Here is a 15699-nt window from a genome sequence, read left to right as displayed (position 1 = left end):
GCCGAGCCCATGCTCGGCTGATGCCACGGTAGCCGAGCATGGGCTCGGCTCTACAGGACATCCTCAATCAACGCAGATGGTGCCTTGTGCCTTGCCACCGTCGATGCGCTGGCGGCAACCGAAGGTATCGAGGTGCTCACGCGGGGGCTCCGGCTGCAGCGGGGAAAGGCCCACCAGCATACCGCCGCACGCGCTGTTGTAGAGCCGAGCCCATGCTCGGCTGATGCCACGGTAGCAGAGCATGGGCTCGGCTCTACGGGACATCCTCAATCGACGCAGATGGTGCCTTGTGCCTTGCCACCGTCGATGCGCTGGCGGCAACCGAAGTTCTGGCTGACATCACGCTGGCAGGTGCCGGTCGCCACCGCACCGGCAGCGACCTCGCCCGTCGCCAGGCACTGGCCGCTGCAGTCGCTCTTGCTGCTGCAGGTCTTGCCTGCATCGGCATAGGCAATCACGCATTGCACACGCTGCAGGCGGCCCAACGGCTGCAGCGTACCGCCCGCCGCGCGACAGTCCACATCGCGCGCTTCTTGCAGGGCTGCAGCGGCTTCAGGGCTGTCGGCCGCTGTGGCTGCCGCGCCGCCATCTCCACCGGCCGGTGGGGTGCTGCTGCAGCTGGCAAGCAGCGCGCTCAGCGCAAGGCTGGCAAGGAATCGGAGGCGCATGGCAGTACCTGATCGGTGTGGACGTCGCCAGCATACGCATCCGACGATGCAGATGGCGTGTCAGCCGGCGTCAGGCGTCCTCACCCTCGCCTTCTGCCGCCTCTTCGTCGCTGGGTGCTTCGCTCAGATCGCCCAGCAGGTCCTGCGCCTGTTCGGTCGCCAGTGATTCCACGCCACGCAGTCGGCGTTCGATGGTGCGGGTCTTGCGGCTGGCCTCGCCGATGCTGCGGCCCACGGTGGTGATCTGCTTCTCGGCCTTCTCGAGGATGCCGGCGAACTTGCCGAACTCGCTCTTCACTGCGCCCAGCAGCCCCCACACTTCGCTCGATCGCTGCTCGATCGCCAGGGTACGGAAGCCCATCTGCAGGCTGTTGAGCAACGCGGTGACGGTGGTCGGGCCAGCCACCACCACGCGGTGCTCGCGCTGCAGCAGGTCGACCAGGCCCGGACGCCGGATCACCTCGGCATACAGCCCTTCGGTGGGCACGAACATCACCGCGAAATCGGTGGTGTGCGGCGGCACGATGTACTTTTCGCTGATCGACTTGGCCTGCACGCGGATCGCGCGTTCCAGCTGGATGCCCTGCAGGCGCACGCCCTCGGCATCACCCTGTTCCTGCGCATCGAGCAGGCGCTCATAGTCTTCGCGCGGGAACTTGGAATCGATCGGCAGCCAGACCGGCGTGTCGTCGTCGCGACGGCCCGGAAGGCGCACGGCGATGTCGACCATCTCGTTGCCGTCAGGACGCACCTTGACCCCGCGCGCGTACTGTTCCTGGGTGAGAGTCTGCTCGAGGATGTTCTCCAGCTGCACTTCCCCCCAGCTGCCGCGGTTCTTGACGTTGGTCAGTACCCGCTTCAGGTCGCCCACGCCGGTCGCCAGCTGCTGCATTTCACCCAGCCCGCGCTGCACCTGTTCCAGGCGTTCGGACACCAGCTTGAACGAATTGCCCAGCCGCGTTTCCAGCGTGGACTGCAGCTTTTCGTCCACGGTGTGGCGCATCTGTTCGAGCTTCTGCGCGTTGTCGGCCTGCAGCGCGCGCAGCTGTTCTTCCAGGGTGGTGCGCATTTCCGAGATGCGCTGTTCGTTGCGCTGGGTCAGCTCCTGCAGGCGCAGGCCCAGGCTCTCGGTCAGGCGCTGCTGCGACTGCGCGCCTTCTTCGCGGCCCTTGCGGGCATCCTCCACCAGAGCCTGCCGCAGCGCACCGAACTGGGTATCGGTACGCGCGGTCAGTTCCTGCAGCTGCTTTCCGAACGCATGGATGCGTGCCTCCTGCTGCTGGCCGAACACATCCAGCTGCACGCGCAGTTCCTGCAGGCGTTCGCCCAGCGAGACGGCACTGCGTTGCTGACTGTCGGCCGCCTCGGCGCGGGCCTTGCGCGCATCTTCGCCCAGCGCTTCACGCAGCAGATCCAGACGCTGATCGGTGCGGGTGGATAGATCGGTCAGCGCGCGCGCGAACCCATCGAGCTGCTCGCGCAGCTCGCTGCGGCCGACGCGCGCTTCATCACGCACGGCCTGTTCCAGGCGGTCGTGGGGAGGGCGGCGCAGCAGCGCCACCAGTTGCAGGACGAGCACGACCAGCAACAGGCCGGCGACGAGGAGGAATTCGGTTTGCATGTGGCAAGTGTAGGCTGGCCCAGTCTCAAGTGCTGAAACACGCCCATGCTTGTTCTCTACGGAAAGCCCACCTCGATCAACGTGCGCAAAGTGCTGTGGCTGTGCGCCGAACTCGATCTCGCGTTCACGCATGACCCGGCACCCGCGCCGGACCTGCTGGCCACGCTCAACCCGAACCGGCAGGTGCCGGTGCTGCGCGACGGCGACTTGGTGCTGTGGGAGTCCAACAGCATCTGCCGCTACCTGGCCGCACGCCAGGGCCGCGATGACCTGCTACCCACCGTGGCGCAGGACCGCGCCAGGGTCGAGCAGTGGATGGACTGGCAGGCCACCGACCTCAACAGCGCCTGACGCCACGTGTTCATGGCCCGCGTCCGCCAGCACCCCGATTTCGCGGACGACGCACGCGCGGAGGCCAGCCTGGCGCACTGGAACCAGCTGATGGGCACGCTGGACGCGCAACTGGCGGCCAGCAACGCCTACGTGGCGGGCACCACCTTCACCCTCGCCGACATCGTCCTCGGCCTGTCGGCGCAGCGCTGGCGCAGCACCCCCGGCAACAAGCCGGTGCTGCCGCATGTGGACGCCTGGTTCGAGCGCCTGCGACAGCAGCCGGGTTTCACCGCCTACGTGGACAACGGAGTGGCCTGAGGAGAGGTTCTCGCCGCCGTTGGCAGGTGTCGACCTTGGTCGACACGTCGGAGGGTACGTGTGTAGAGCCGAGCCTATGCTCGGCTGAACGGCATGCGCCAACAGCAGCCGAGCGTGGGCTCGGCTCTACAGGAAGGGCGTGGCCTTACCAGCCTTCCAGCACGATCTTGCCCTTGGCCCGATGGCTTTCCAGCAGCGCGTGCGCACGGCGCAGGTTGGCCGCGTCGATGCGCCCGAAGTGCTCACCCAGCGTGGTCTGCAGCACACCGGCATCGACCAGTTCGGCGACCCGGTTCAGCAGGTCATGCTGGCGCTGCATGTCCGCGGTCCTGTAAAGCGGCCGGGTGAACATCGATTCCCAGTGCAGCGACAGCGCCTTGCGCTTCAGCGCCATCACATCGATCTGGCCCGGGTCATCGATCAGTCCCAGCTGCCCCTGCGGCGCCAGCAGCTCGACGATCTGTGCGTAGTGCTGGTCGGTGTGGGTCAGGCTGGCCACGTGGTCCACCTCGGTGATGCCCAGCCGGGCCAGGCCCTCGGCCAGCGGCCGGGTGTGGTCGATCACATGGTGCGCGCCCATCGCCTGCACCCAGTCCTGGGTCTCCGGTCGCGAGGCGGTACCGATCACCGTCAGCTTGGTCAGCCGACGCGCCAACTGCACCAGGATCGAACCGACGCCGCCCGCTGCACCGATCACCAGCAGGGTCTGGCCGTCGCCACCGCCTTCGGCGATGCGCAGGCGGTCGAACAACAGTTCCCATGCGGTGATCGCGGTCAGCGGCAGCGCCGCCGCCGCGGCATCGTCCAGGCTGGCCGGCTTGCGGCCAACGCTGCGCTCGTCCACCAACTGGTATTCGGCATTGCTGCCCGGGCGATCAATCACACCGGCGTAGTACACCGCGTCGCCGGGCTGGAACAGGGTCACCTCGCTGCCAACCGCATCGACCACGCCGACCGCATCCCACCCGAGCACGCGTGGGCCGTCGGTGGCAGCGCCGCGTCGCACCTTGGTGTCGACCGGGTTCACCGCCACCGCGCGCACCGCCACCCGCAGGTCGCGTGGGCCCGGCTGCGGCAGGGGCAGGTCGAGGTCGATCAGGGCCTGCGGGTCGTCGATCGGCAGGCCGGCATGGGTGTAGGCAATGGCGCGCATGGGGGAGATCCAGTGAGGAGAGGCCACAGCGTGCGCCGTGCGCAGGGGGGGCAGAAAGGCGCAGAATCGGTCAACACTTTCACTGCAGCAATGAAAATGGTCCGCTTCGATGATCTGCAGCTGTTCGTCCGCACCGCTGCGCTGGGCAGCTTCTCGCAGGCCGCGCGCGAGGCCGACCTGCTGCCGGGCCAGGTGGCCGCGGCGGTGGCACGGCTGGAACGCGAACTGGACCTGCGCCTGTTCGTACGCACCACCCGCAGCCTGCGGCTGACCGCCGAAGGTGCGCTGTACCTGCCGTACGCGCAGGACGTTCTGACCACCCTGCGCGAAGGCCAGGCGCGGGTGCAGGGCGAGGATGCGGAGCTGCACGGCACCCTGCAGTTGTCGGCGCCCTCGGACTTCGGCCGCAACCTGCTGCTGCCGTGGCTGACTGCGTTCCGTGCCGCGCATCCACGGCTGCGCCTGCACCTGCGCCTGTCCGACGAAGTGGCCGACGTGTTCCGCGACCCGGTCGACGTGGCCATCCGCATCGGGCACTTCGACGACGCCAGCTATGTCGCCCTGCCGTTGCTGGAGGGCAACCGACGCGTGCTGGCCGCATCCCCCGAGTACCTGCGGCGGCGTGGTGTGCCCTCGCGGCTGGAGGATCTGCGCGAACACGATTGCCTTGTCTACCAGCTCGGCGGGCGCGCCTACGATCGCTGGTCGTTCGAGCTTGAGGGGCGCCGCGTGGTGATCCCGGTGCGCGGGCCACTGGTCTGCGACGACGCCGACGTGGTGCGGCGCTGGGCGGTCGCCGGCGAAGGCATCACCTACAAATCCTGGCTGGATGTGCGCGACGATGTGCTGGGTGGACGCCTGCAGGTGCTGCTGGATGGCATCGGCAGCCACATCCCGCTTCAGCTGGTGTGCCCGCACCGCAAGCAGTTCTCACCGGCCGTGCGGCAACTGCACGCGCAGCTGCGCCAGTACCTGCAACCGCTGCTGTCCGCGATGCCCGGCCATGGCGACGTGCCCCTGTCGCCTGCAACGTCACTGGCCGACAATGGCGCTCCCCTGTTGTAAGAGAATCGCGCCATGCCGTGGATGGGCATCCAGGACCTGTGGACATTTCTGGTCGCCGTGCTGGTGTTTCTGGCCCTGCCCGGGCCGGGCACCTTCACCCTGCTGACCGCCACCGGTCGTGGCGGTGTGCGCGGCGGCTACACGGCGCTGGCCGGCCTGCTGGTCGGCGACCAGATCCTGATGTGGCTGGCGCTGGCCGGCGTGGCCGCGCTGCTGAAGGCCAATCCGACGGTGTTCCATGCCGTGCAGTATCTCGGCGCGGCGTACCTGGTGTGGGTCGGCATCAGCCTGCTGCGCACGCCCAAGGGTGACGGTGCCGAAGTTGGCCCGGTGCGCATGCAGCCGGGACGCTACTTCCACCAGGCGATCCTGGTCAGCCTGCTCAATCCGAAGGCGATCCTGTTCTACATGGCGTTCCTGCCGCTGTTCATCGACCCCAAAGCCCACCAGGGCATGGCCACCTTCGCGGCACTGGCCGGCATCATCTTCGTGGTCAGCATCGCCTACTGCTCGCTGCTGATCTGGGTCGGCAACCTGGCCCGCCGTCGGTTGATCCAGCACCCGCGGGTCAGCGATGCGCTACGGCGTGTGGCCGGCCTGTTCCTGGTCGGCTTTGGCATCCGCCTGGGCCTGAACGGCTGAGAGCCCGTCGGCGCGGAGGGCCGCGCGCAGGTGGTCGATGAACACCCGCAGCTTGGGCGCCATATGCTCGCGCGCCGGGTAGTACAGATGAAAGCCGGGGAACGGCGGCTGCCAGTCCTCCAGCACGCTGCGCAGGCGGCCGGCGGCCAGGTCGTCGGCGACCAGCGAAGCAAAGCCCTGCGCCATGCCGAGCCCAGCCAGCACCGCCGCATAGGCCAGTTCGGCATCGTTGAACACCAGCCGCCCCGCGACGGCTACGTCCAGGTCACGCCCCTCACGGCTGAATTCCCAGGGCATGAGCCGGCCATTGGCGCGGCGATGGACGATGCAGTCGTGGCCCTGCAGCTCCTGCGGGCTCAGCGGCACCCCGTGGCGCGCGAAGTAGCCCGGCGTGGCCACCACCACCTGGCGCTCGGGCGGCCCGATCGGCACCGCGATCATGCCCTGCGCCAACGATTCACCCAGGCGGATGCCGGCGTCGAACCCCTCGGCGACCAGATCGGTCAGCGCCGGCTCCACGCACAATTCCACCTCTACCTGCGGATACCGGGCCAGGAAGGACGGCAGCGCCGGCAGAACCCGGCGTTCGGCAACGATGCGTGGCAGGGTGATGCGCAGCCGACCGGCCGGCACCGTCCGCGCGCTGTCCAGGTCGTCGAAGGCCGATTCGATCTGTGCCAACCCGCCACGCACGCGCTGCAGGAAGCGTGCGCCGTGCTCGGTCAGACCCACCCGGCGCGTGGTCCGTTGCAACAGGCGCACGCCCATCCGCGCCTCCAGCGCACGCACGCTCTGTGACAGCGCCGAGGTCGAGACGCCCAAGGCATCGGCGGCACGGGTAAAGCTGGCGTGGTCGGCCACGTGGACAAAGGCAACCACCGCAGACAGCGGTGCGGAGGGATCCATTGTGAAGCCTTCCTTCATTGTCAGTTCGACTGCATCCAGTTTATTCACAAGATCATCGGACGGATGCTTGGCCTCCCGGCGGAACACCCGCCTCCTCCGATGGAATGCCACATGTCACTTGATCACTACCGCCTGCTCGGCCGCTCCGGCCTGCGTGTCAGCCCGATGGCGCTGGGCACGATGACCTTCGGTGCCGACTGGGGTTGGGGCGCGGACGAAGCCGAGGCCCGCCGCATCTTCGATGCCTACGTCGAACGTGGCGGCAACTTCGTCGATACCGCAAACAACTACACCAATGGCAGCGCAGAGACCCTGCTCGGGCGGTTCGCCCAAGGCCGCCGCGAACGGCTGGTGATCGCCAGCAAGTACACCCTGGCGACCGTGCCGGGCGATCCGAACAACGCCGGCAACCATCGCAAGAGCATGATGCGCTCGGTGGAGGACAGCCTGCGCCGGCTCGGCACCGACTACCTGGATCTGCTGTACCTGCACGCCTGGGACGACACCACCGGGGTGGACGAGGTGATGCGCGGTTTCGACGACCTCGTGCGCAGCGGCAAGGTGCTGTACGCCGGCATCTCGGACACGCCAGCCTGGCAGATCGCGCGCATGCAGACCCTGGCCGATCTACGCGGCTGGTCGCCACTGGTGGCGCTGCAGATCGAATACAGCCTGATCCAGCGCAGCGTCGAACACGAACTGCTGCCGATGGCCGATGCGCTCGGGTTGGGCGTGGTGGCGTGGTCGCCGCTGGGCAGCGGCGTGCTGACCGGCAAATACAGCGCGGCGGACCTGGCCGCAGCCGAGACCGCCGAGGCCGCGCCGGGTGGTTCCAGGCGCAATGTCGCGCTCATCAATGGCGCGTTGACGCCGCGTTCGTTGAACATCGCCGGGGAAGTCGCTGCGATCGCGGCAGAGCTGTCGTACTCGGCTGCGCAGGTCGCTCTGGCCTGGTTGCTGCAACGACCCGCGGCCGGGGCCATGCCGATCGTCGGTGCACGCACCCTGGACCAGTTGGAACACAACCTGGCGGCGCTGGATCTGGCGCTGCCGGCTGAGGCGTTGGCACGGCTGGATGCGATCAGCGCGGTCGCGCCGGCCTTTCCGCACGACTTCCTGCAGATGCCGCTGCCGCGCATGCTGATGAGCGGTGGTACGCGTCTGCAGCCACGCGCACCGGGCAGGTAATACCGGGGGCGCGCTATGCTGGCGCCCCATGCTGGAAGGAGGCGCCATGGCCGCAACACCAACACTCGCGGTCGCTGCAGCCCTGGTGTTGCTGCTTGCCAGTGCACCGGCCACGGCCGCACCGGATCACCGCTGCCTCACCGGCGGTGCCAACGGCACGATCCACTTGGAATGGCGCTGGCTGGACGATGGCCGCGCCGATGTGCGCTACGCCGGGCACCGCGAGCGCCTGCCGCTGCACCGGGTTTCCGAAGAGAGCACGGTGCTGGACGAAGACCGCCCCTACCAGTTCGATACCGTCTGGGAAGAGCGCGTGGAGGGCCGTATCAACGGTCACTACACGCTGAGCACGCAGGGCGCACGGATCTACAGCTTCAGCTACGTGCGGGCCCGAGACGGTCGCCGCACGGATTTCGAAGAAGACTTCAACGCCTTCCAGGACGACGGCTGTCACTGGTAGCCGCCTGGACTGAGGCCGTTTGTGCCGATTCCGGCAGCGTGCCCACAGTCCAGCGCGCGCTGTGCCGGCCATGACCCCCGTCAGTGGCAATGCTGCGCTGCGTTCGGTCACACTCGGGGACTTGTCGTTCTCAGTCACCCCTTCCGAGGCCTGCATGTCCCTGCTCCGGCGCAAGTCCCTAGATTCCGTCACCGTCCATGAAGCCGGCCGGCGCCTGGTCCCGACCCTCAGCTGGCCGCACCTGATCGCGCTGGGCATCGGTGCCATCGTCGGCACCGGCATCTATACCCTGATCGGCGTCGGTGCCGACCGCGCCGGCCCCGCCGTGCTGATCTCCTTCGCCATCGCCGGCGCGGTGTGTGCCTGCGCGGCATTGGCCTACGCCGAACTGTCCACGATGATGCCGGCCGCCGGCAGCGCCTACACCTACAGCTACAGTGCCCTGGGCGAAGTCTTTGCCTGGGTGGTGGGCTGGAGCCTGATCCTGGAGTACTCGCTGGTGGTGAGTACCGTGGCGGTCGGCTGGTCGGGCTATTTCGTCGGCTTCCTGGAATGGGTGCATACCCAGTTCGGCTGGGACCTGCGCCTGCCGGCCATGCTCGCGGCGGGCCCGCACGTCGACGGCGGCATGATCAACCTGCCCGCCATCGTCATCACCTGGCTGGTGGCACTGATGCTGATGGCCGGTACCAAGGAGAGCGCCACCCTCAACGCGATCCTGGTCGTGTTCAAGCTGATCGCGCTGGCCATCTTCGTGGCGGTGGCCCTGCCGGCGTTCGACGCCAACAACCTGCAGCCGTTCATGCCCTACGGGTTCGCCAAGACGCTGGGACCGGATGGCGTCGAGCGCGGCGTGATGGCGGCAGCGGCGATCATCTTCTTCGCGTTCTACGGCTTCGATGCGATCTCCACCGCCGCCGAAGAAACCAAGAACCCCGGCCGCGACCTGTCCATCGGCATCATCGGCTCGATGGTCGGCTGCACCATCGTGTACGTGCTGGTGGCGCTGGCCGCGATCGGTGCGATGAGCTACACCGTGTTCGGCCAGAGTGCCGAGCCGCTGGCACTGATCATGCGCCAGCTGGGCCAGCCGACCGCGGCGATGCTGATCGGCGTGATCGCGATCATCGCCCTGCCGACCGTGCTGCTCGCGTTCCTGTATGGCCAGAGCCGCATCTTCTTCGTGATGAGCCGCGATGGCCTGCTGCCGCGTGGCCTGTCCAAGGTCAACGCGCGCACCGGCACGCCGGTGGCGACCACGCTGTTCACCGCCGTGGTGGTGTCGGCGCTGGCCGGTGTGGCGCGCCTCGACGAGATCGCCGCACTGGCCAATGCCGGCACCCTGGCCGCGTTCACCGCCGTTGGCATCTGCCTGGTGGTGCTGCGCGTGCGTGAGCCGAACCGCGAGCGCACCTTCCGCACACCGTTTGCCTTCATCGTCGGCCCGCTGGCGGCACTGGGCTGCATCTACCTGTTCGTCAGCCTGCCGCACACCACCCAGCTGTACTTCCTGGCATGGAACGTGGTCGGCCTGGTGCTGTACTTCGCCTACAGCCGTCGCAATGCGCTGATCGGCCGGTAAAGGTAGCGCCGGGCCATGCCCGGCGGTCCTTGGGGATTGCCGGCCAGCGGCCGGCCCTAGCGCAGGGCGGCTAGCCGCCCTGCTTTGCCGCGTAGTCCTGCGCCTGGCGCATCACCCGCAGCAGGTTGCCGCCCCAGATGGCGGCGATCTGCTGCTCGGTGTAGCCCTTGCGCAACAGCCACGCGGTGATCTTCGGCAACTGGCTGACATCGGGCAGGTCGCTCAGGCCACCGCCGCCATCCCAGTCCAGGCCGATGCCGACGTGCTCGGGGCCGACGACCTTCAGGATGTGCTCGAAGTGGGCGAAGAAGTCGTCCAGGCTGGCATGGCGCACCGGATGTTCGTGGTCCAGTGCCTGCTCGGCCTTCTGCAGGGCAACGCCCTGTTCGATGGTCATGCCTTCCCAGCCACCCAGCTGCTTGCTCAGGGCCTCTTCGGCCTGCTTGCGCTCGGGCGACTTGGCGGTGTCGATCAGGTAGCCGCCATACGCGTTCACCTGGATCACGCCGCCGGCCTTGGCCAGCCTGCGCAGGCGCGCGTCATCGAGGTTGCGTGGGTGGTCGTAGATCGCCTTGGCCGAGCTGTGCGACAACACGAACGGCACCGGCATCATCGCCAGCAGATCGTCGAACACGGCATCGGAGGCGTGCGACTGGTCGATGACGATGCCCAGCTTCACCGCCTGCCGTACCAGGTCCTTGCCGGCCGGGCTCAGGCCTTTCCACTCCGCGCCCTTGGGGTCGGTGGCCGAATCGGCGAACTCGTTGTTGGCGAAGTGCACGGTGCTGAGCAGGCGCAGCCCGGCACGGTGATAGAACGAGAGCAGGCTCGGGTCGGCCACCAGCGGGCTGGCGTTCTCCATGCTGATGTAGACCACGCGCTTGCCGGCGGCCTTGATGCGCGCCGCGTCATCGGCGGTCAGCGCCAGCGCGAAGCGCTCGGGGTTGGCGGCCAGCATTTCGCGGATCTCCAGCAGACGCTGCAGGCCGTGATCGCGCTCGGCCAGATGCGCAGCGGCAGTGCGATCGCCCTGGTCGGTGTAGATCGCAAAGAAGCCGCCATCCAGCGCGCCTTCGACCATGCGCGGGTAATCCACCTGCGAGAGCGCATTGCGGTCGTGCCGCTGCTCGATGTCGAAGCCGTCGCGGCCGAAGTTGGCCGGCGTATCCAGATGGCTGTCCAGGGTCAGCAGGCGCTGCTGCAGTGCCTTGGCCCGGGCCAGTTCCTGCGCGCTGAAGTCGATGGCATGGGCGGACAGCGGCGCACTCAGCGCCAGCGCGAGCAGCAGGGACAGACGACGCAACGACGGCATGGGCATCCACCGGCAATGGGAAGGACACGACCATAGCGCCGTGACGGCCAACGCGGGTAGTGCCGCATTGGCCAGCCGGCTCCATTACACTCGCCCGCAGCCGATAAGGGCAGCGTGCAGCACCGCGTGCTGCGTCGACCATGGAATGGAAACACCGATGTCGAAGTCCCAGCCTCCGGCGCTGCCCGTGCAGGGCGAAGCGCCTGTTCCCGCCAGCGTGGTCACCGTCGAGCAGCTCAAGCGTGATGTGCTGCCACCGTTGTTTGCCGGGCGCACCGACATCGGCCGCTATGGCCCCGCCGACCTGGCCAGTGCCAGCGCCGAGCCGGCCTGGCAGGATGGCAGCGCCAACGCGCTGGCGCAGGCGCTTGCTGAGCTGGTCAGCCGGCTGTCCGAACACGATCCCAATGCCCTGCTGCAGCGCGCGGGGTGGTGGCAGCGGTTCACCGGTGCCGATATCGAAGAACGCCTGCGCCGGCGCATCGCCATGGGCAGCAACGGCGATGTACTGGCCAGGATCGAGCGCGAGGCCATCGCCGTGCGCGCCAGCGTTGATCGACTGGATGCGCAGCTGCTCGAGCATGACGTGCAGGGTGTGCGGCTGCAGGTGTACATCGATGCCGGCGTGCAGTTCCTGCAGGAACTGCCAGCGACCGTCGACAGCACCGATGATGCGCCGGTGCTCGACCGCCCGGTTGAGCGGCTGCAGCGCCGGGTGGCCAACCTGACCGCCCTGCTGGCCAGCCATTCGATGAGCCGGATGCAGGTGCAGCTGGCACGCAGCAATGCCATCGACCTGCTGGACCGCTACAGCGAGACGGTGCAGATCCTGCTGCCGATCTGGCGCCAGACCCTCCAGGCGCTGCACAACAGCGACAACGCCAGCCCGCAGATGATCGCCAGTGCTGCGCAGGCGCAGGACCAGCTGAAGCAGGCGCTGCAGCAGTTGCTGCGCACGTCGGGGGTGCCGGCATGAGCGCGCCGGTACGCGATCCGCTGCAGATCCCACCGGACCTGCAGGCGCGGGCGGAAGCCGTTCCGGGCCTGCGCGCGTTCTACCGGCGGGCCTCGCTGCTGCGGGTCTTCGGCCTGGCCTGCATTCCGCTGGCGGCCACAGCGCTGGCCTACATGGCGCTGGCCTTCACCGGCACCGAACTCGGTCCGCCTTCGTGGGCGCACGTGCCGGCCGGCTATGGGGGGAAGGACACAGGAAAGCAGCTGCTCATCCTGCTGGTCATGACGCCCTTGCTGCTGGTGTGGATGTACTTCGGTGTGCGCGACCTGCTCGGCCGCCATCGCGTTCGCCGCTTCGCCTGGTCGTTCGCGCTGGGTTCGATGCTGCTGTGCGGTGCATGGGGAAGCATGGGCATCACCGCACCCGCCATGGGCCAGGGCGATCGGCTCGACCATCGGCAGCTGGACGCGCTCATCGCCAGTCCGGACTTCAGCAGCTTCAGCCCGCAGTGGCAGGCCTATCTGCGTGCACAGCAGGAGCTGCCCTACGGCGTGGCCTCGCCGGCCGTGGTTGCCACCGCACGCGCGCTGGCCAATGGCGAGGACATCGGCGTTCCGGTATCGCCGGCAATGCAGTCCCGCTTCGAGAAGGCAGCCGGTCTGCCCCGCTCCGAACGGTCACAGCGATGGCATGACCAGCGTCTGCTGAGCTGGCTTCTGTTCGACGTCGGCTGGGTGCTGGCGCTGCTTGCGGTACCGGCGCTGCTGGCGCTGGGTACGGTGGCGATCGTGCTCGGTGGACACCTGCGCCGCAGGTCCGAGGTGATCAACGGGTTGCTGCAGCAGCTGCAGCCGGTTCCTGCGCCGCCGCGCGCACAGCCCTGAGGCTGGCGCACGGGGGCAGTCTTCCGTGCTGTGTGCGGGAGCCGAGCAGCACTCGGCTCCACGCGCCGTGGGTCAGTCCACCACGCGGCAGAACACGGCCTTCAGGTAACGCGATTCCTGCACGTGGGCCATGAACGGATGATCCGGACCTGCGCCGGCCACCTTCAGGATCTGGATGGTGCGGCCGGAGAAGTACGCTGCACGACGCAGCATGTCGAGGAACTGGTCCTCGGCCACCAGGCCGGTGCAGGAGAACGTGGCGAACAGGCCACCGGGCTTGACCACGCCCAGCGCCAGCTTGTTCATGTCCAGGTACTTCTTCAGCGCGGTGATCACCTGCTCACGGTCGCGGGTCATCTTCGCCGGGTCCAGGATCACCACGTCGTACTGCTCACCGCGGTTGGCCGCATCACGCAGCCACGGGAAGATGTCGGACTGGACGAACTTCGGGCGCACGTTGTTCAGGCGCGAATTGCCCTTGGCGATCTGGATGACGTCTTCATCGATGTCGATGCCGACCACTTCCGATGCACCGCGCGCGGCCGCATACACCGCGAAACCGCCGGTGTTGCAGCACAGGTCGAGCACGCTCTTGCCTTCCACCTGCTGGCTCAGCCACTCACGGTTCTCGCGCTGGTCGGCGAAGAAACCGGTCTTGTGCGCACCGGCCGGGTCGGCGCGGAACTTGATGCCGTACTCGGTGATCACCGACGCTTCGGTGGTGGTGTTGCCATGGAAGTCGAAGCTTTCCTGCTTCTGCACGTGTTCGTCGGCGAAGCTGTGGAAACGGCAGCCCGGGAACTGTTCGCGCAGCGCGTCGTAGATCCACTCGCGGTGGCGGAACATGCCGGCGGCGAAGAACTCCACCACCACCAGGTCGTTGTAACGGTCCACTACCAGGCCGGACAGGCCGTCGCCTTCGCTGTGCACCACGCGCCAGGCGTCGGACACCGCATCTAGCTTCAGCACCTCACGACGCAGCGACACCGCTTGGGCGATCTTGCGCGAGAACCAGCCGGCATCCACCGGGATCTGCGGGTCGGTTTCGAGGATGCGTACGGCAATACGCGAATGCCCGTTGTAGAAGCCACGGCCGATGAACTCGCCATCCACGCCGACGACGTCAACGAGGGAGCCGGGCTTGGGCCGGACGGTCGGCTTCTCGACCAGTTTCTGGAAGATCCACGGGTGGCTGGAACGCCACGCGTTCTTGAGGCGGACAACGGGAAGGGGGGTATTCATCCACCTATTGTAAACCGGGCGCTGGGGTCAGATCCCCACAGGGGCTCTGCCCCCCCGGGCCGGTGTGCCAACCAAGGTTGGCACCTACCAGAGCTGGCCCCGCCCCAGTGCATTTGACGCCGGCCCGGCCAGGCCGCAGAATCGGTGGCAGAAGGGGAGTAGCTCCCAGACGTTGTCGCCGTCAATTCGAGCCCGCAGGCTCCGGTGCAACGGCAGTTCCGGCCCATCGGAACTGCGAGCGAGACCTTCGCCGTACTGGCGAAGCTCTGTCCCTGGATCCCCTCCCGATCCTCCGTTGCAGATCCTCGCCGTCCGGCTTGAGGCATTTTTCATTTCCCAACGGACAAACCCATGCAGACGATCGGTAATTTGTGGTTGTGGGGCGGCTTCGCAGCGGTGGTGGTCATCGCCCTGCTGGTCGACCTCGTATTGATGCGCCATGGTGGCCCGCACAAGGTCACCTTCAAGGAGGCCCTGTGGTGGTCCATCGGCTGGGTCGCGCTGGCGCTGGCCTTCAACGGCGGCCTCTGGTTCTACCTGAACGAGACCGCCGGCCAGGTCGTGGCCAACAAGGTCGGCCTGGAGTTCCTGACCGGCTACCTGGTCGAGAAGGCGCTGGCGGTGGACAACATCTTTGTCTTCCTGATGATCATGAGCTACTTCGCGGTGCCGGAGGAACAGCGCCAGAAGGTGCTTATCATCGGCATCCTGGGTGCGATCGTGCTGCGTACGATCATGATCTTCGCCGGCAGCGTGCTGATCACCCAGTTCCATTGGCTGCTCTACGTGTTCGGCGCCTTCCTGCTCTTCACCGGCTGGAAGATGTGGTTCGCCGCGGGCCAGGAGCCTGACCTGGAAGCCAATCCGGCCCTGCGCTGGATGCGCAAGCACCTGCGCCTGCTGCCGGATTACGAAGGCAACGCGATGAGCGTCAAGCGCGACGGCGTGCGCTGGTTCACCCCGCTGTTCGCGGTGCTGATCCTGATTGCAGTCACCGACGTGATCTTCGCGGTGGACAGCATCCCGGCGATCTTCGCGATCACCACCGACCCGTTCATCGTGCTGACCTCCAACGTGTTCGCGGTGCTCGGCCTGCGTGCGATGTTCTTCCTGCTGGCCGGCATGGCTGACCGCTTCCACCTGCTGCCGTACGGCCTGGCCCTGGTGCTGGCCTTCATCGGCATCAAGATGATGATCATCGACCTGTTCAAGATCCCGACCCCGATCTCGCTGGGCGTGGTCGCGGTGATCATCGCCGCCACGGTGGTGCTGAGCCTGAAGAACCCGCCGAAGGAAGGCAGCGCCTGATCCAGGCGTCTTGAAGGGTGCGGCTGGTGGATTGTCCCGCCGGCCGCACCCACTCTCCCGCA

At 67.4% G+C, this 15699-nt stretch carries 14 protein-coding genes and 1 pseudogene; 9 read left to right on the top strand and 6 right to left on the bottom strand.

Annotated features, from left to right (window positions below; genetic code table 11):
- Positions 1-266: 266 nt before the first annotated feature.
- Together ACFX4F_RS15650 and rmuC are read right to left on the bottom strand one after the other, a co-directional pair.
- Positions 267-668, bottom strand: coding sequence for a hypothetical protein (locus ACFX4F_RS15650; RefSeq protein ID WP_380656863.1), 402 nt, complete (start codon positions 666-668; stop codon positions 267-269).
- Between the two features lie 70 nt (positions 669-738).
- Entirely contained in the window at positions 739-2289 is a 1551-nt protein-coding gene (gene rmuC, locus ACFX4F_RS15645; RefSeq protein WP_380656860.1) for a DNA recombination protein RmuC, read from the bottom strand.
- A 45-nt stretch (positions 2290-2334) separates the two neighbouring features.
- Between rmuC and ACFX4F_RS15640 the strand changes: the two are divergent.
- Positions 2335-2940, top strand: a pseudogene (locus tag ACFX4F_RS15640) (glutathione S-transferase family protein).
- Positions 2941-3085: 145 nt separating this feature from the next.
- On the opposite strand, the gene ACFX4F_RS15635 reads toward ACFX4F_RS15640, so the two are convergent.
- Positions 3086-4093, bottom strand: a complete 1008-nt coding sequence (locus tag ACFX4F_RS15635) for a zinc-binding alcohol dehydrogenase family protein (RefSeq protein WP_099819405.1) — start codon at positions 4091-4093, stop codon at positions 3086-3088.
- Positions 4094-4183: 90 nt separating this feature from the next.
- Here ACFX4F_RS15635 and ACFX4F_RS15630 point away from each other — a divergent pair, with 90 nt between their 5' ends.
- Positions 4184-5158 carry a LysR family transcriptional regulator gene (locus ACFX4F_RS15630; RefSeq protein WP_099819406.1) on the top strand — a complete coding sequence of 325 codons (975 nt, stop codon included), beginning with the start codon at positions 4184-4186 and terminating at the stop codon, positions 5156-5158.
- Positions 5159-5170: 12 nt separating this feature from the next.
- Positions 5171-5800 carry a leucine efflux protein LeuE gene (gene leuE, locus ACFX4F_RS15625; protein WP_099819407.1) on the top strand — a complete coding sequence of 210 codons (630 nt, stop codon included), beginning with the start codon at positions 5171-5173 and terminating at the stop codon, positions 5798-5800.
- Here leuE and ACFX4F_RS15620 read toward each other — a convergent pair.
- Positions 5738-6706: a LysR family transcriptional regulator gene (locus ACFX4F_RS15620; RefSeq protein ID WP_099819408.1), complete on the bottom strand. Its 969-nt coding sequence runs from the start codon at positions 6704-6706 to the stop codon at positions 5738-5740. The genes leuE and ACFX4F_RS15620 overlap by 63 nt on opposite strands.
- A 111-nt stretch (positions 6707-6817) precedes the next feature.
- Here ACFX4F_RS15620 and ACFX4F_RS15615 point away from each other — a divergent pair, with 111 nt between their 5' ends.
- From ACFX4F_RS15615 to ACFX4F_RS15605, 3 genes are all read left to right on the top strand, one after another.
- Complete coding sequence (locus tag ACFX4F_RS15615) at positions 6818-7894, top strand: aldo/keto reductase (RefSeq protein ID WP_099819409.1); 1077 nt, start codon at positions 6818-6820, stop codon at positions 7892-7894.
- A gap of 46 nt (positions 7895-7940) precedes the next feature.
- Positions 7941-8354: a hypothetical protein gene (locus ACFX4F_RS15610; RefSeq protein WP_099819410.1), complete on the top strand. Its 414-nt coding sequence runs from the start codon at positions 7941-7943 to the stop codon at positions 8352-8354.
- 154 nt (positions 8355-8508) lie between these two features.
- Complete coding sequence (locus ACFX4F_RS15605) at positions 8509-9936, top strand: amino acid permease (RefSeq protein WP_380656852.1); 1428 nt, start codon at positions 8509-8511, stop codon at positions 9934-9936.
- A gap of 70 nt (positions 9937-10006) precedes the next feature.
- On the opposite strand, the gene ACFX4F_RS15600 is transcribed toward ACFX4F_RS15605, so the two are convergent.
- On the bottom strand, positions 10007-11248 hold the full coding sequence (locus ACFX4F_RS15600) for a dipeptidase (protein WP_312705148.1): 1242 nt from the start codon (positions 11246-11248) through the stop codon (positions 10007-10009).
- 157 nt (positions 11249-11405) lie between these two features.
- On the opposite strand from ACFX4F_RS15600, the gene ACFX4F_RS15595 reads away from it, so the two are divergent.
- Both ACFX4F_RS15595 and ACFX4F_RS15590 read left to right on the top strand, forming a co-directional pair.
- Positions 11406-12224, top strand: a complete 819-nt coding sequence (locus tag ACFX4F_RS15595) for a protein klaA (RefSeq protein WP_380656849.1) — start codon at positions 11406-11408, stop codon at positions 12222-12224.
- Positions 12221-13087 (top strand): hypothetical protein, encoded by an 867-nt coding sequence (locus ACFX4F_RS15590; RefSeq protein ID WP_380656846.1) that lies wholly within the window; start codon positions 12221-12223, stop codon positions 13085-13087. Before ACFX4F_RS15595 ends, ACFX4F_RS15590 begins: the two co-directional genes overlap by 4 nt.
- Positions 13088-13159: 72 nt before the next feature.
- On the opposite strand, the gene ACFX4F_RS15585 is transcribed toward ACFX4F_RS15590, so the two are convergent.
- The gene (locus tag ACFX4F_RS15585) at positions 13160-14329 is read right to left on the bottom strand and encodes a class I SAM-dependent rRNA methyltransferase (RefSeq protein ID WP_340571536.1); all 1170 of its coding nucleotides are present in this window, start codon (positions 14327-14329) and stop codon (positions 13160-13162) included.
- 351 nt (positions 14330-14680) lie between these two features.
- On the opposite strand from ACFX4F_RS15585, the gene ACFX4F_RS15580 reads away from it, so the two are divergent.
- On the top strand, positions 14681-15637 hold the full coding sequence (locus ACFX4F_RS15580) for a TerC family protein (RefSeq protein ID WP_380656842.1): 957 nt from the start codon (positions 14681-14683) through the stop codon (positions 15635-15637).
- Positions 15638-15699 lie beyond the last annotated feature (62 nt).

It is taken from the genome of Stenotrophomonas sp. YIM B13575, from assembly GCF_042787595.1.
GTDB lineage: Bacteria > Pseudomonadota > Gammaproteobacteria > Xanthomonadales > Xanthomonadaceae > Stenotrophomonas > Stenotrophomonas lactitubi_B.
The sequence above is the reverse complement of the archived record's forward strand: the minus strand, read 5'-3'. Positions and strand labels throughout refer to the sequence as shown.

Coding starts and splice junctions, on each gene's coding strand:
- ACFX4F_RS15630 (WP_099819406.1), top strand. CDS start 4,184: ATGAAAATGGTCCGCTTCGATGATCTGCAGCTGTTCGTCCGCACCGCT.
- ACFX4F_RS15615 (WP_099819409.1), top strand. CDS start 6,818: ATGTCACTTGATCACTACCGCCTGCTCGGCCGCTCCGGCCTGCGTGTC.
- ACFX4F_RS15610 (WP_099819410.1), top strand. CDS start 7,941: ATGGCCGCAACACCAACACTCGCGGTCGCTGCAGCCCTGGTGTTGCTG.
- ACFX4F_RS15620 (WP_099819408.1), bottom strand. CDS start 6,706: ATGGATCCCTCCGCACCGCTGTCTGCGGTGGTTGCCTTTGTCCACGTG.
- ACFX4F_RS15650 (WP_380656863.1), bottom strand. CDS start 668: ATGCGCCTCCGATTCCTTGCCAGCCTTGCGCTGAGCGCGCTGCTTGCC.
- ACFX4F_RS15590 (WP_380656846.1), top strand. CDS start 12,221: ATGAGCGCGCCGGTACGCGATCCGCTGCAGATCCCACCGGACCTGCAG.
- ACFX4F_RS15595 (WP_380656849.1), top strand. CDS start 11,406: ATGTCGAAGTCCCAGCCTCCGGCGCTGCCCGTGCAGGGCGAAGCGCCT.
- ACFX4F_RS15600 (WP_312705148.1), bottom strand. CDS start 11,248: ATGCCGTCGTTGCGTCGTCTGTCCCTGCTGCTCGCGCTGGCGCTGAGT.
- ACFX4F_RS15605 (WP_380656852.1), top strand. CDS start 8,509: ATGTCCCTGCTCCGGCGCAAGTCCCTAGATTCCGTCACCGTCCATGAA.
- ACFX4F_RS15635 (WP_099819405.1), bottom strand. CDS start 4,093: ATGCGCGCCATTGCCTACACCCATGCCGGCCTGCCGATCGACGACCCG.
- ACFX4F_RS15585 (WP_340571536.1), bottom strand. CDS start 14,329: ATGAATACCCCCCTTCCCGTTGTCCGCCTCAAGAACGCGTGGCGTTCC.
- leuE (WP_099819407.1), top strand. CDS start 5,171: ATGCCGTGGATGGGCATCCAGGACCTGTGGACATTTCTGGTCGCCGTG.
- ACFX4F_RS15580 (WP_380656842.1), top strand. CDS start 14,681: ATGCAGACGATCGGTAATTTGTGGTTGTGGGGCGGCTTCGCAGCGGTG.
- rmuC (WP_380656860.1), bottom strand. CDS start 2,289: ATGCAAACCGAATTCCTCCTCGTCGCCGGCCTGTTGCTGGTCGTGCTC.